Annotated in this window: 14 protein-coding genes; all 14 read right to left on the reverse strand. The window is 70.1% G+C overall.

Annotated features, from left to right (window positions below; translation table 11 throughout):
• Positions 1-9: 9 nt before the first annotated feature.
• Positions 10-666 carry a M15 family metallopeptidase gene (locus SZN_RS00835; protein WP_030587849.1) on the reverse strand — a complete coding sequence of 219 codons (657 nt, stop codon included), beginning with the start codon at positions 664-666 and terminating at the stop codon, positions 10-12.
• A gap of 14 nt (positions 667-680) precedes the next feature.
• On the reverse strand, positions 681-1757 hold the full coding sequence (locus SZN_RS38010; protein ID WP_007490622.1) for a bifunctional GNAT family N-acetyltransferase/NUDIX hydrolase: 1077 nt from the start codon (positions 1755-1757) through the stop codon (positions 681-683).
• Positions 1754-3199 carry a phosphotransferase gene (locus SZN_RS00845; protein ID WP_007490623.1) on the reverse strand — a complete coding sequence of 482 codons (1446 nt, stop codon included), beginning with the start codon at positions 3197-3199 and terminating at the stop codon, positions 1754-1756. The genes SZN_RS38010 and SZN_RS00845 overlap by 4 nt, the downstream gene beginning before the upstream one ends.
• Entirely contained in the window at positions 3196-4056 is an 861-nt protein-coding gene (locus tag SZN_RS00850; protein ID WP_007490624.1) for a class I SAM-dependent methyltransferase, read from the reverse strand. The genes SZN_RS00845 and SZN_RS00850 overlap by 4 nt, the downstream gene beginning before the upstream one ends.
• Positions 4053-5252, reverse strand: a complete 1200-nt coding sequence (locus SZN_RS00855; RefSeq protein ID WP_244313262.1) for a methyltransferase domain-containing protein — start codon at positions 5250-5252, stop codon at positions 4053-4055. The genes SZN_RS00850 and SZN_RS00855 overlap by 4 nt, the downstream gene beginning before the upstream one ends.
• Positions 5253-5336: 84 nt before the next feature.
• Complete coding sequence (locus tag SZN_RS00860; RefSeq protein ID WP_007490626.1) at positions 5337-5894, reverse strand: NUDIX hydrolase; 558 nt, start codon at positions 5892-5894, stop codon at positions 5337-5339.
• A gap of 137 nt (positions 5895-6031) precedes the next feature.
• A complete protein-coding gene (locus SZN_RS00865; RefSeq protein WP_043727284.1) occupies positions 6032-8029 on the reverse strand; it encodes an ATP-binding cassette domain-containing protein in 1998 nt (665 codons plus the stop codon).
• A 297-nt stretch (positions 8030-8326) separates the two neighbouring features.
• On the reverse strand, positions 8327-9217 hold the full coding sequence (locus SZN_RS00870; protein WP_007490629.1) for an aminoglycoside phosphotransferase family protein: 891 nt from the start codon (positions 9215-9217) through the stop codon (positions 8327-8329).
• Positions 9218-9560: 343 nt separating this feature from the next.
• On the reverse strand, positions 9561-10457 hold the full coding sequence (locus tag SZN_RS00875; RefSeq protein WP_007490631.1) for an endonuclease/exonuclease/phosphatase family protein: 897 nt from the start codon (positions 10455-10457) through the stop codon (positions 9561-9563).
• Positions 10458-10496: 39 nt separating this feature from the next.
• Positions 10497-10718 carry a helix-turn-helix domain-containing protein gene (locus SZN_RS00880; RefSeq protein ID WP_043727146.1) on the reverse strand — a complete coding sequence of 74 codons (222 nt, stop codon included), beginning with the start codon at positions 10716-10718 and terminating at the stop codon, positions 10497-10499.
• Between the two features lie 83 nt (positions 10719-10801).
• Positions 10802-11803, reverse strand: coding sequence for a hypothetical protein (locus SZN_RS39600; protein ID WP_007490635.1), 1002 nt, complete (start codon positions 11801-11803; stop codon positions 10802-10804).
• A 111-nt stretch (positions 11804-11914) separates the two neighbouring features.
• The gene (locus SZN_RS00890; protein ID WP_139063502.1) at positions 11915-12349 is read right to left on the reverse strand and encodes a hypothetical protein; all 435 of its coding nucleotides are present in this window, start codon (positions 12347-12349) and stop codon (positions 11915-11917) included.
• Between the two features lie 113 nt (positions 12350-12462).
• Entirely contained in the window at positions 12463-13338 is an 876-nt protein-coding gene (locus tag SZN_RS00895) for a DUF5753 domain-containing protein (RefSeq protein ID WP_139063503.1), read from the reverse strand.
• Positions 13335-13526: a DUF5999 family protein gene (locus SZN_RS00900; protein ID WP_043727153.1), complete on the reverse strand. Its 192-nt coding sequence runs from the start codon at positions 13524-13526 to the stop codon at positions 13335-13337. The genes SZN_RS00895 and SZN_RS00900 overlap by 4 nt, the downstream gene beginning before the upstream one ends.
• Between the last annotated feature and the right edge of the window lie 18 nt (positions 13527-13544).

Below are 13544 nucleotides of genomic sequence, written 5' to 3' on the forward strand. Positions count from 1 at the left end.
CCTGGTACGTCAACGGCGGGTAGTGCCGTGCTGCCGCGGCAGCACAAGGGGCCCGTACAGAGCGAACGGTTGTTTAGTGGTGAATGCCCAATATCGGTCGCCGTAGGACCAATGCCAGTATTCCGTCGGGTAGTTGACCAGTCCGGCCGCGGACAGCGCGGCCTTGAGGGTGCCCCGGTTCGTACGGGCCTGGTCGCTGAGACCGACGGCGTCGGTGTAGCAGGCGCCCGCCGACTCCTCCGGCGACGCATTGACTCGGACACCCATGTCCAGCTCGCGGCCCTGGTGGTCGACGAGCGTCACGTCGACGGCCGCACCGGCGGAGTGCGGCGCGATCTCCGGAGGCGACACGAAGCGGCTGGCGGCCTCCCGGATCGTGGCGGCCTGCCAGTCGGGATGGGTGCGGGCCAGCTCGTCGGAGTACTCCTCGAAGTACCGCCGCTGCAACGCCGGCGGCCGATACCCCTCGACAAAGAGCAGTTCCACCCCGGCGGGCAGCAGTGACTGGGCATGCAGCAGCCGGGTCAGCACCCCCTGTCGCACGTGGGCGAAGGCCCCGGCCGCGTCCTGCTTGCGGGCATCGACCTTCAGACCGTGCGCCCGCACGTCCACGAGCTCCTCGCCGCAGTCCGTGAAGGGGATCGCGGCGATCCTCCGGTCGGACATCAGCACAATGCTGCTCACTTCGTCCCCCAGTCCCAGGCGTCGAAATAGGCGGCCACACCGGTGCGGCGGGCCTCGGCCACGGCGCTCAGCCGGGCGAAGTCGCGAGGCGGCATCAGCGCCTCCCACTCGGCCAGGGGAAGCACGCGCGCCTCGTCGTGCTCACGCGGATCCAGCGCGATGCCGCGGATCTGCTCCGACGTGAGGCGGCCGCCGTCGAAGACCAGGCCGAGCGTGCTGTAGGGCCACTCGGCACCAGGCAGCCCGTACACCGTCGCCAGCAGACGCGGCGGACCGGACACCGTCAGCCCGGTCTCCTCCCGGCACTCACGCACCGCCGTGCCAAAAGGCCTCTCCCCGGGATCCATCGTGCCGCCCACCAGCTGCCACGGGTGCACGGGCGAGTAGACGGAATGCAACTGCAGGGGCCGGTCGTCCTCGTCGGTGAAGTACAGGCACGCGAAACAGGTCGCCTTCAGCACCGTCTCGGCATAGACCTCGGGCGGCATCCACCCGGAACCCTCGCCACCCTCACCGCCCTCCGGCAGACCGCGGCCGACTGCCTGCTCGTCCTTGGCGGCCGGCGCTTTTAGGCGCGTCATCCGCATCAGCGCCGCACTGCTGGCGAACCCCAGGTCGCGGTACAGCGGGGCGGCCTCCTCGCTGGCGTGGAGCTCGAACAGCGTGACATGTTCGGCATGGAGCTGCTCGAGGAGCGCGGTCACCACCGCCCGGGCGTAGCCGCGGCGCCGGAAGCCCGGGCGTGTGGCGACGGCGTGCACGCGCGAGGCCAGCCCCTTGGGATAGGCGGGCGCCGGGAGCACGGGATGGATCAGGCCGAGGGCGCAGGCGGCCATCGAACCATCCGGGGCGTCGATGACGAACGCCCGCGCGTCCCCGCCCGCGGTCAGCCGCGGCGCCAGCTGGGCCGTGCACCGCCGGATCCACTCCTCGCTCAATGGCTCGGACAGGATGTACTCGGAGCGCATCCGCACGATGCCCTCGGCATCGGCCGGCGCCGCCGCGCGGACCGGCGCCTGCTGCACGGCGCCCGGCACCCCGATGGTGAGTGCGGGCGAATTGTCGCGGCTCATGAAGGTTCTCCCGCAGGCGAGTTGGCTTCGTGCTCGGCGCGCAGGCGGGCCAGCGTCCGGTGGCCCCGCTCGACCAGCTCCGGATCGCCGTGGGCGGCACCGAACTGGATGCCGCTCACCGCATCGAGCGCCGTGTCGATGACCAGGCGGGCTTCCTCGGCAGCCGTCAGGGGCCTGCCGTACCCGGCCATGAACGCCTCATACAGGTCAGGCCGGTTGGCCCAGGCGTCGGACAGACGGACCAGGTCGCGCACCGCGGGACCCGGTTCGCTCCGCTCCAGATCGATCACGGCCACGCTGTCCTCGGAGTCCTCGGAGTCATGGGGGGTGTCGGCGTCGTCGTGCAGGATGTTGCGGAGCTGGAAGTCGCCGTGGGTCTCCACCCACTCCAGTGGCGCCAGGTCCTCGGCCTGGCGGACCAGCTCACGAACGAACTCCTCATCACCCGGGACGAGATGAGGGCGCGCCGCTTCCAGGTGCCGGTCGGCCTTGGCGACGGCCGGGCCGCTGCCTGCGGGAGCCGGCCGCGGAGGCGAGGCCTCATGGATACGGCGCGCCAGCACACCAATCTGGCGGAAGACCTCCCGCTCCCGAGCCGGGACGAGGATCCTGCCGTGCAGGGGCCGGCCGGGCAGCGCGGTGATCACGACGGCCCGCAGTTCCCCGTCGGCGGCCACCAGCCGGGGCGCGGCCGAACCCAGAGATCCGGCCCAGGTCCGCAGCGCCCGGACCTCCCGGTCATGGAACTTGTCGTTCTGATGGGCTTTCACGTACCAGGTGCCGCCGGCGGCACCCCGCACACGCCAGACGCGGCTGTTCTCCCTTGTCCATGAGGTGTCGGTCCACTCACTGATCCGGCCCACCGCGCGCTGCGCGAAGGCCTCGAGCGCAGCATCGGGACGGGTGCCGCGGTCCGGGCCGGTCGCGTCCGGGACCAGGCGCAGACGGTCAGCGCCGGGGTCGTAGGCGATGGCGTCACCGGACATTTGGAAGTGCACGGCGATCCTGGCACCGGCCCGGTAGGCGTCCAGGCCGGCACGGCAGTACGCCACCATCCCGTGCGGCAGTGCGTCCAGCCGCGCCCACATCATCGCGTCGCACACGTCCTGCTCGGCGACGTGCGGCTCCCCGAGCCAGTTGCGGACTTCGAAGAAGTAGCCGGTACGCGAGGTGCCGCCTGGGCTGCGGTGGTGCACGACGACGGCTCCCCGTACGTTGGCCGGGGCGATGACGACGCCGGTCTCCTCCCGTGCCTCACGCACCAGAGCGTCGACGACGTCTTCGTGCGGGCCGTCCAGGTGCCCGGACGGCAGGTGCCACAGCCCGGCCGCATACACCTGCCCGGCCCGCCGCGACAGCAAGACCTCCAGCCCCTGTGCTGCCTCGCGCAGCAGCATCAGATGAACGTCCACCGGTTCGGTGTGCCGCTGCCCCGGGTTCACCGCGCTCCTCCGCCGCGCCGGGCGAGGAGGACCGTGAAGACGGCGTGCTCCGTGAGGGATCCACCGCAGGCGTGGGAGTCGAGCAGCGTCCGGGCCTCGTCCTCGAAGGCGGCGTGCCGCTCACCGAAGAGCTCCGGGCTCGCGAAGGACGTGCTGCGCAGGTAGCCGATCACGTCCTTCGGCGCCCAGGCACGGTCCACGGAGTAGGGGTGCTCGGTGACGTCATTCCACGCCGATGCGGCGAGGTCCTCCTCGTACGAGCGGTCAGGCTCACGGTAGGCGGCATCGGTGCCGGCCCGGCGCTCGGCGCCCAGGTAGTGCTGGATGAGTTCGCGCAGAGCCCGGGTCCAGTCCGCCTCGTAGGTCCACAGGCTGCCGTCTCCCATGATCGCGACGGCAGCGTCCGGTGCGGCCACCTGGTCCGCCATCGCCAGCACCGCTGGACGGTCCATCCAGTGGAACGCCCCGCAGCAGGTGATCAGGTCCGGGGCGTGCGCCTCGGCTCCGGGCAGCGGTGCGTACGCGTCGGCCGCGGCGTGGACGAGGCGGAGGGTGCAGCGGCCGAGAACCGGCGCGAGAGCGTCCTGGGCCTGGTCCAGCATCTGCTGGCTGACGTCGACCGCCTCGATGTGCGCCAACCCGGGTGCGGCGGACAGGAGCGCTCGGGGCACCTGCCCGGTGCCTGTGCCCAGGTCCAGGAGGGCCGGGTTCGGCCGGCCCTGCAGTACGCCGGCCAGCAGTTCGGCCGCGGCCGTCGGAACACCGGGCCGGTAGCGCTCGTAGTCGGGGGCCGCAGCCCCGAACAGGGCTGGCTGCTCCGGCGTGCGGCCTGGAGAGGACGTGTGGGGACCGGTCACGAGGCAACTCCTTGAGCAGCTGGGCGGGGGACTGGCAGGTGCCAGGTCAAGCCGCCGCACGGCGACGTGACGCGCTGCCCGCCGTCCGGGGCGATGACGAGGCCGTAGCGGTCGGGCGAGCCTGCCGCCCGCCATCGAACGGCGAGGTCTTGGATTTCCTTCCAGATGTCGCGCGGCCCTTGGATGGTCACGTTCCACCGCGTCGCGCCGGTCGGCTCGACCCGCAGCCAGGATCCGCAGCCGGGCGCCCCGATCACCAGGTGGTCGGCGCCGAAGTCTCGCACTAGCCCGCCGAGTAGGTGGTCGGCCGCGAGCCACAGGCCCCGGTCGCTGTCGGCCGGCGGGCTCAGCTTGCTCCGCTGCGTCCAGGTGCCCGGCTCGGCGGCGATACGCTGCCGGAACTCCTCGCTGAGCCAGATCCTCTCCAGATCACGGCCGGCCTGGTGGGCAAACTCCACGGCCCGCAGCTCCGCCCGGATCTGCCCGTCGGCGGTGCGCTCGACGATCGCAAGGGCGGGCCACGACGGGGAGGCTGTGGTCACATGCGCCAGCAGCCGCCCCCCGGGCGCGAGCTGCGCGACCAGGGCGGGCGGTACGTGATCGACCGTGTACGAGATGAGAATCCTGTCGAACATCCGCCCTGGCACGCCCTGTTCACCAGCGCCACACACCACCTCGGGCCGGAAGCCGAGGTCGCCAAGCCGCAGCGTGGCCGCTTCGACGAGGTGCTGGTCCCGGTCGAGGGTGACCACTCCCTGGTCGCCGCACACCTGGCAGGCCACTGCGGCCGTCACCCCCGCGCCCGTGCCGACGTCCAGCACCCGCTGACCGGGGCGCAGATCCAGCTCCTCCAAGAGCGTGGTGGTCAGGCTCATCAGCGTGGCCGCCGACGTGATCGACGCGCCCGACCGCGAGCCGCGTACTCGTTCCACCAGCCGTTCCCCGTTGTGCTGGACGAGCACGCTGGCCCCGCCGTACAGAATCCCGAGCAGCTCGGGCCGGTCTTGCGGCTCCGCCCAGTCCAACAGGTCCCAACGGCCCGGCCTTTCCTCCCGGGCGTTGCGACGCACGTAGGCCTGCGGCATCAGTCGCTCACGAGGAAGCACCAGCAGCGCATCGCGCACGGGCCCCGCGCCCAGCGCGCCTTCCGCTTCGAGACGGGTGACCATCGTCGCCCGCGCGGCCGCTGTGTCCACGGCCGCGTCCCCATCGGCTGGCTGCGCCTCCTGCCTTGCGCCCGGGCCGGACTGTGCCGGGCTCGTGTCCAGGGTGCTCACCGCCTACTCGCCCCATCCCGTCTCCGAGTACAGACGCCCGGCGACAATCCCTTCGATCGCCACTCGGCTGTACGGCACCACGGCGGCGGGAAGATCCGTCGGGTCCCACCACCGCCACTCCACGCACCGGTCGGGCTCCAGGAGCCTCGGGGTGCCAGACCAGGAGTGGGCTCTGAACACGAGTCCGATGCGCGGCCGCGCAGTCGGCGAGTCGCTGTGGTGGATTACGTGTACGAGCTCGACGCTGTCGGGATCGACGAGCAGACCTGCCTCTTCCTCCGCCTCTCTGACCAGGCATCTGATCGCGGCCTCTCGCTCACAGTGCCCGGCCAGGAAGTGCCACTCGTTCGCCCCGAACTTGGAGTCGGGGTGTCGCAGACCCAGCAGGATCTGTCCGTGCGAGTTCTGGAGGTAGAGGTGGACTCCGATGATGTGGAGTTCGGTCCCTTCGGGCGCCTCGTCACACGGCCGACCAGCGGCGGACGGAGCGTCGCGTTCCTGAGGATGCCCGTCCGGCGCGGTGTCGACGACCGTCCGGACGTGGGTGCGGGTGGGCGGCACGCTGGTTCCTTACCTTCTCGGGGAGGCTGGGGGGGGAGGCTTCTGTCCAGGTCGGCGGACCGTAGACACCTGGACACGGGTGAGACGGTCATCGGGCTCGTCAGCCGTCCGCCGGGGGGGACGGGCAAAGGGTGGCGTCATGTGTCCGCGATCTTGGTGGCCTGGTAGCCGGCGGCCTGAAGGGCGAACATCGCGGCGTACTCGCCCTTGAGGGTGAGCAGCTCCTGGTGTGTGCCGGACTCGATGATCTTGCCGTTGTCGAAGACGTAGATGTGGTCGCAGTCGATGACGGACGCGAGCCGGTGCGAGATGAGCACGGTGATCCGGTCGGGGCGGCGCTTGCCGCGCAGTACCGTCTGGTAGACGGCGTGTTCAGCACGCGGGTCCATGCTGGCCGTGGGCTCGTCCAGCAGCAGCACCGGAGCATCCTTGTATTCGCCGCGGCCCACCGCGACCTTCGCCCACATGCCCGCTGACAGCTCTTGGCCGCCGCGGAAGCGCTTGGACAGCGTGGCGGACCAGGTGCCCGGAAGGCCGGCGATGACCTGGTCGGCCCCGGAAGCGACAACGGCGTCGAGGACGCGCTGAGGTTCCGCCCTGGTCAGGGTCCCTCTGGAGACAGTGATGTTGGACAGGGCGGAGAAGGGGTACCGGGTCGGATCTTGCAGGACCGAGGCGACCTGGGCCTGTAGGGATTCCGTGTCGTAGTGCGTTGTGGGCACGTCGTCCCATCGGATCTCGCCGTCCGTGGGGTCGTACAGGCCGGCCAGCAGTTTCGAGCAGGTGCTCTTTCCTGATCCGTTGGCTCCGACGAAGGCGACCGTCTGCCCGGCGTGCAGAGTCAGGCTGATCCCGGCGAGAGCGGGTGTGTCCTTGCCGGGGTAGGTGTAGTGCACGTCCTCGAGGGTGATGGTCGTGATGGTGTCGGGGGCCGCGACGCCGGTTCGGCGCGGCAGCAGGCTTCGGCAGCGTTGCTGATGTTCCAGCAGGTCTCCCACCCACAGGCTGGTCTCGTACAGCAGGTGGGCGACGTCCACAACGCGGGTCATGGACGAGCGGGCACTCTGCAGTGCCAGGACGGCGCCCGCGCCGGCGGCCAGCGGCAGCCAGCCGTGGATCAGCATCAGGCCGAGAACCACGTAGGTGATGCCGGTGCCGATTCCCCCGGCGCTCCTGCCGATCAGGGACATGCGGGCCTCGGCGAGGTTCAACCGGATGTCCTCGGCGGTGATCTGCTCGGTGAGCCGGGCGTGCTCGTCCAGCAGTGCCCGCTGGGCGGTGTGGGAGCGCAATTCGGCTGCCGTGTCGCGGTCCAGCATCAGCCACGAGAACACGTCGGTGCGCCGGGACATCTCGTTGAAGCGGCGGAAGCTGTGGAACCGGGCCTTCGCCGACTTCACCGCGGCCGCGCCGACGGGCAGGACGGACAGCGGCAGCAGGAGCAACAGCAGCGGATGCAGGACAGCAAGGACGCTCGCGGTGCCGACGAGTACGAGCGCGGCAGCGGCGAGCGTCACGACGTGACCGACGATCTGCCGTGCGTAGTGCAGCCCTTGGTTGCGGGCTCGGTAGCACTCGTCCTGCCAGGTCGGACTGTCGACCGCCTCGAGCTTCACATGTGAGGTGAGGCGGTAGAAGTCGCGCTCCAGGGCGGCCCGGATCAGAGGAGTTAGCTTCCCCTGCGCGACCGTGACTCCGTACTCGAGCGCCGCGCGCAGGGACAACAGGACGACAACGAGCAGCAGTTGTGGTGCAGCCGCGCGCACCCGGTCTGGGGTGGGGCCATCGGCGAAGATGTGCTGCGCCACCCCCACCGTGGCGACGAGCCCGAAGGCGGACAGGACGGCCGAGGCGGTCTGCAGCAACACCAGGGCGACGGTTGCCGTCCGGTTCGCCCGCCAGGCGAAGCCGCCGACCTGCCGCACGGTGCGGGGCAGCTCGCCCAGGATCTGCCACACGCTGGCACGGGCGGCCGCGCCCTGGTGCAGCAGCCACCAGGCCTCGACCATCTCCTCCTCGTCCCCGTTCTGCACGATGCTGGACGTCGTGGCGGGCGGTGGTGGGAGGACTTCGGCGCGCGGGCGCGGCACCTCGGCCGCTGCCTCGCCGTTTTCGACCTCGGTCTGTTCACTCATCGCCGCCTCCCGACGGATTCGCCTGCCGCGGCGCCAGCCGGCACCGGAAGCGACGTGCAGGGCGCCGTCCGCGGGCGCGCTGCGCACGATCTCCTTCTCAAGGCCAGCGGCCACGTCCCGGCGTGCTGCCGTGTGGAGCGGGGCACCGGCCGGGGGCGAGGGGAGGGGGTATCGAGGCCGGGAGCGGAAGATTCGGGGGCGTGCATGGTGAGGACTGCCTCCAGCAGGTGACGGTACGGGGCGCGGCGTCGGAACGGGCGGGGGCGCTCCTTGCTGCGGACGGGCCGAACGGACAGGTCAGAGCAGTCGGGCACTCACCCGCTCGAGGATGGTCACCGCCCGGGCGATCTCGGCACCGTCGTTGTTGCGGTGCGCCCACTGCAGGTCGTCGAGGGCGGCCAGCACCGAGTAGGCGTCCAGGGCACGGGCCTCGTCAGCGGAGAAATCGCGGCCGTACCCCGCTTGGCACGCGGTCTGGAGATGAGGTTGCGATGGCCATGTGTCGGCGGCCAGCCACACGAAGTCCTCGACCGCTATGCCGCTGCCGGACTCCTCGAAGTCGAAGAGCCCGAGGGCTCGCGCCGCCCCGTCCCACTGCCAGTTCCTGGCCTGGAAGTCACCGTGGCGAAATCCGAGCGGCAGGTAGGGAGCGAGTAGCCGCAGTACCTGTCCGGCCCGCTCAATCCCGCTCCTGTGCCGGTCGGACAGGAGATGAGTGATCTTCGGTACATGGGCGGCCGCCGCCTCCACCTTTTCGTCGACGTCCGCGATCGCGCGGGCGCGGGCCGCGGGATGGGGGCGCTCCAGCTCGTGCCAACGCCGCAGCAGGCCGCCGGCGAGCGAATGCACCGTCCGCTCCTGCCCCGTCCGCAGTTTCAGCCCCAGAACCCGGGAGCCCGGCAGCGCCGACGTCATGATCACGCCCAAGCGGGGATCGGTGTCGAGCAGCCGCGGCGCCCGGCCCGCGCCGAGCGCTGCCGCAGCATGCCGGTAGGCATACACCTCACGCTGGTAGCGGAGCGCGTTCCGGCTCACCTTGACGTACACGGAGTGCGTCCGCAGGTGCACGCGCCACACCCGCGAGCTGGACCGGCGCGGCCAGGGCGCGTCGGCGATAAACTCCACACCGGGCACCTTGCGCTTCACCCAGAGGTCCACCTCGGGCGGCATCACCGTGTTTCCGCTCACCGGCCTGCCTCCAGGCGCACGCCTGCCGGAGGAGCCGGGTTGACGGGGCAACGGCCGCGTTCGAATACCTGGCTGCGCATCCGGTGATCGGGTCTGCACTGCATCGCACCCCTTCATGTCGAACGAATGAGTGGAACACCGGGGGAAACGACCCCCTCCGGTGTGGCGTCACGGCCAATTCCGGGCGATCTGTCGCACTGGACTTCGATTCGCGTGGTCTGGCCGTGACGGGGCAAGGGCGGCCTGTGCCGCAGCCGTCGAACAATCACCCTCGCGGTGGTCGTGTCATCCGATTCGGCGATGGCGTCCGCAGGCCGCCTTGTGCCCCGTCCTTGCCGAGCCGTCAGTGCGCCGCGGCGAAGGGGGCTCTCAGGGCGTCGATCAGCGCGTCGGCGTCCAGGCACACACGCACGATGTGGTGGTCGGACAGATCGAGGGGGACCTCGATCACATCGACCGACACGACGGCCGGCAGCAGCTCCGGCGTGGCGTACACGCGGTCGATCCGCGAGTCCGGCCCGTGCGTGTCACAGGCGTTGACTGTCCGCGCCACCGCGCCTGCATCCCCGGCCAGGGCTCGATGCCGGGCAACGTCCTGCAGACCAGCGGTGCGCAGCGCTTCGTCCGGGCGCGTATCCATCCGCCGGACACCGTCCGCGCCGACGTAGGACCGGTGCAGGCGATGCGGCTGGTCCCGGATTGCTTCCAGTTCCGGCAGAACCGGATCACCGGGAATTCCCGGGACCGGGTAAGAGTTGTTGTCACCTCCCATGAGCGCAGGCAGGGTGACGGAAGGACCGTCGGGAATCTGCCACTTCTTGTCGGCCCATGTGCTGAGCCACTCTATCTCGGCAAGCCGATGGGCCGTGCTGGCGTAGTTGAGGTGATAGGACACCGCAACAAGGGGGAGTGCTCGCTCTCCGGCAGGGGTGTACCGCAAGGTCAGTGCGGTCGGCGGCAGCACGTACGGAAAACTGGTGGACCATTCACGCATGGGCGTGAATTCGGTGCTCGCGAAGATGGCCGTACAACTGGAGGCTCCGAGCCAGCCTCGCATTCCGAGCAGGTTCTCGGCCTCGGACATGACCTGCTTGCCGTCCTGCCCTGCATCCCACATCTCCTGCCGAAACACCAGGTCCGGGCTCAGGCGAGCGAGCAGCTGATAACCGTCGCGGCGTCGCGCCGGATCCTTCTTCCCATTGTTCTCAAAATTCCAGCTCAGAGCAGTGATGGCGTTCATGGTCCCCCTCTGTTGAGGTCTCGCTTGGCAGGGCAGGAATCAGTTTTCGGGGAGCCTTGTTCGGCGGATGCCTCCGCGCTTGCGGAAGGTCACCCCGGCTTCCTCCAGGAGCTTGTGTATGAATCCGTAGGAGCGGCCGGAGGCGGCCATGAGGGTGCGGATGCTGGCGTTGTTGTTGTAGTGCTTGGCGAGTTCAGCCGCGTATTCCACGCGTGCTTCTCCGACAAGGCGTGTCTTGGGAGCGAGTGGCGTGAGCGCCATGGTGGGTTGCCTTTCGGTGGCATAGGGACGGAGGCTGCGGGATTCTGCATGGCAGGCCGGGCACAGGAGAGCTTTCCCGAGACTCAGGCGACGAGCTCTCCTGCGGCCAGGGGCTCGAAGGTCCGGCGCAGTGCTTCGACGAGCGCCGGCCGGGATAGGACCACCTCCAGGGCGTGGTGGTCGCTGACGCCGGTCATGTCGATCACGTTGACGTCCTCGACGGCCTGCACGGTCCAGGCGTCCATGTAGCCACGGTCGATGCGCCGACCGCCGCCCTGGCCTATGGCACGGTGCCCGGCGGTCGCGTTCAGGGCCTCCGGCTTGTCGTTGCGGCGGGCGGCGAAGCGAGCGGGGTCGTGCATGCCGCAGTCCGTCATCAACTCGTCCAGGAACGTACAGCTCTTCCACGTCCCGTCGGACTGCCTGCGGGCTCGGTGCCGCCGGTGCACGAGGTCGGTGATGTCCGGTGAGGCCCAGTCGATCTCGGGTACGACCTCGCCGGTCGGCACCGGGTACTCGTTGGTGTCACCGAACAGCCAGCATCCGGCCCGGGAGCGGTCCGGGTCGCGGCCGTGCTGGGCTTTGACCTTGTCGACGAGGGCTGTCAGTTCCTCATACTCCCGCTCCCGGCCCTGGGGGGAGCAGAACGAGCCGTGGAAGGAGGCGGTGACGATCGGTGTCTCGGGCACGTCCGGCAGGCCGATGACCACGTTGGTGGGCGGAGTGCGCCAGATGAAGCGGTGCTCGTAGTCGGCGTGGATGGTGAACGTGCTCTCCCGGACGAGCAGACCGGTCGGGTTGCGGCCCTGCCCCATCGGGGCACGGAAACCCCGCATGCCCAGGGAGCGTTGGGCGGCGTCCCACCGCCGGGTCGCGGCGGCGATGTCCTCGGTGCTCGAGCGGGGCCCGGTCTGGGAGTACGTCAGCTCGGTGACCGCCAGCCAGTCCGGCCTCCTGGGCGCGAGGATTCCCTCGTACGCCTGGCGCCACCGTTCCGGTAACACACCAGGGGAGGGTTCCGGCCCGCCGTCGTGCTCAAGGTTGACCAGCATCAGACGCAGTTCGTCAGCGTGCGATGTCGTCATCGAAGCCCTTTCGCTGCATGCGGCGCACGGCCCCGGCTCGCCATGGCCTGGTAGGCCTGCCGCGGGCGCGGCGCGTGGCCGCCTCGTGAGATGGATGCAAGGTGTGCACGGTCATGAGCGGTGTACCTCCCGCGGGTCGGGGAGGTGCCGCGTGGCCGCCGAGCCCAGATGACTCGGGTCCCAGGGAAAGAGGACGGCGGCGCTTGTCTTCCAGACCGACCAGTCCGGCCTGGGTTCACAGGCACGGTGGGATACCAGAACGGCTGTCTCGACGCGTCCGCCTTGGGCGAGTCCTCTCTCCAACTCGTCGACAACGCGCCGCAATTCGGGAGAGCGGTCGCTGTCGCAGACCACCAGGATCCGGTCGGACCAGCTCTGGTCCGGCAGTTCGCCAACCGGATGGAACGGGACCCGATGATGGGCGGCCAGGGTTTCCGCCGGGGTCAGCGCGCCCGAGGGACCGGGCACCCCGATCACGCAGGTGATGGAGCCGCCGGCACTGGTGGCCGCGGCAAGCAAGTCCAGCGCATCGAGCACCTGCTGCACGGTCAACCGGTACGGAGGAGAGGGAGCCAAGAGCGTCTGAAGACGCTGCGCGGAGTACCCCGGGGCGGGCAGGGCGCACCCCGGTGGCTCAGTGAGAAACGTCGGCTCTGCCCTCACCGTGCCACCTCCTTCCGCGCAGCCACGGGGATGCGCACCGCTGCGGCCGCAGCAGCGAAGGCGTCCCGGGCTTCGCGCAGGCGGGCGAGGCTGGCTTTGGGGCTGAGGGCGTTGTTCAACGCGGCCTCCAAGAACCGATGCCGTGCTGCGCCGTGGTTGTGCCCGGTGGAGTAGATCGCGCCTTGGACCTCCTGCACGTAAAGGCGCTGCCGGGTCAGGAAGAGCTCGCTCAGGGTGCCGAGGGGAAGAACGAGGGGCGCGGCCAACGGGACGATGAGCATGCGAATGGAGCCGTCTGTGGCGGCCTCGAGGACGTGAGTGAGCTGGTTGCGCATGAGGACGGGGCCGCCGATGGCACGCATCAGGACGGACTCGTCCAGCAGGACGGTCATGGTCTTGCCGCAGTGGGCCGGAAGGCGGCGGGCCGCGGCTTCCGCCCTGCTCGGCGGGTGTCCGCCGTGCTGGACGGAGCGCCACACGGCGGCGTAGGCCGGAATCTGGAGGAAGCCGGGGATGAACCAGGCGCTGTAAGTGACGAGCGCGTGGGCGGCACGTTCACAGGCGCTCAGCCGCGACAGCCACCCCGGCCCTCCATCGTAGGTGACTTCCTGCCCCCGGGCTGCGTCGTCGAGGAGCCGCATCAGGACCTGAGCATGATGGGGTGCGGTGACGCCGTAGGCCTTCAGCAGCGCATCGACCATCACCTCGTCCGGACACAGATTCCCGGTCTCGATCTCGCGCGCGGTCGCACAGGGCTCGCTGAGAATGTCGGCGGTGCGGCTCAGCGGCAGGCCTTGCTCCTGGCGCAGCGTGCGCAGGTAGGTCCCCGTGACCAGTGCCCCGGCCGGCGCGAGATCCTCGGGCGTGCTCACGCCGCGGCCCCGGCGGTGCGGCATGGCGCGATGATCCGTCCGTCAGGCAGAAGTTCGCCAGTGTCTTCGAAACGAACAATGCCGTTGCACAACAGGCTCCAGCCCTGTTCCGGATGGGAGGCCACGATGTGGGCCGTGTCGCGTTCGGGGGTGTTGGCCGCAGGGCAGGGCGGCTGGTGCAGGCACATCTGTCGACGTCCTTGTCG

This window comes from Streptomyces zinciresistens K42, from assembly GCF_000225525.1.
GTDB lineage: Bacteria > Actinomycetota > Actinomycetes > Streptomycetales > Streptomycetaceae > Streptomyces > Streptomyces zinciresistens.

What these genes read in the sequence shown, in the direction of transcription:
- SZN_RS00835 (WP_030587849.1), bottom strand. Translation starts at nt 666, where the DNA reads ATGTCCGACCGGAGGATCGCCGCGATCCCCTTCACGGACTGCGGCGAG.
- SZN_RS38010 (WP_007490622.1), bottom strand. Translation starts at nt 1,757, where the DNA reads ATGAGCCGCGACAATTCGCCCGCACTCACCATCGGGGTGCCGGGCGCC.
- SZN_RS00865 (WP_043727284.1), bottom strand. Translation starts at nt 8,029, where the DNA reads ATGAGTGAACAGACCGAGGTCGAAAACGGCGAGGCAGCGGCCGAGGTG.
- SZN_RS00875 (WP_007490631.1), bottom strand. Translation starts at nt 10,457, where the DNA reads ATGAACGCCATCACTGCTCTGAGCTGGAATTTTGAGAACAATGGGAAG.
- SZN_RS00880 (WP_043727146.1), bottom strand. Translation starts at nt 10,718, where the DNA reads ATGGCGCTCACGCCACTCGCTCCCAAGACACGCCTTGTCGGAGAAGCA.
- SZN_RS39600 (WP_007490635.1), bottom strand. Translation starts at nt 11,803, where the DNA reads ATGACGACATCGCACGCTGACGAACTGCGTCTGATGCTGGTCAACCTT.
- SZN_RS00900 (WP_043727153.1), bottom strand. Translation starts at nt 13,526, where the DNA reads ATGTGCCTGCACCAGCCGCCCTGCCCTGCGGCCAACACCCCCGAACGC.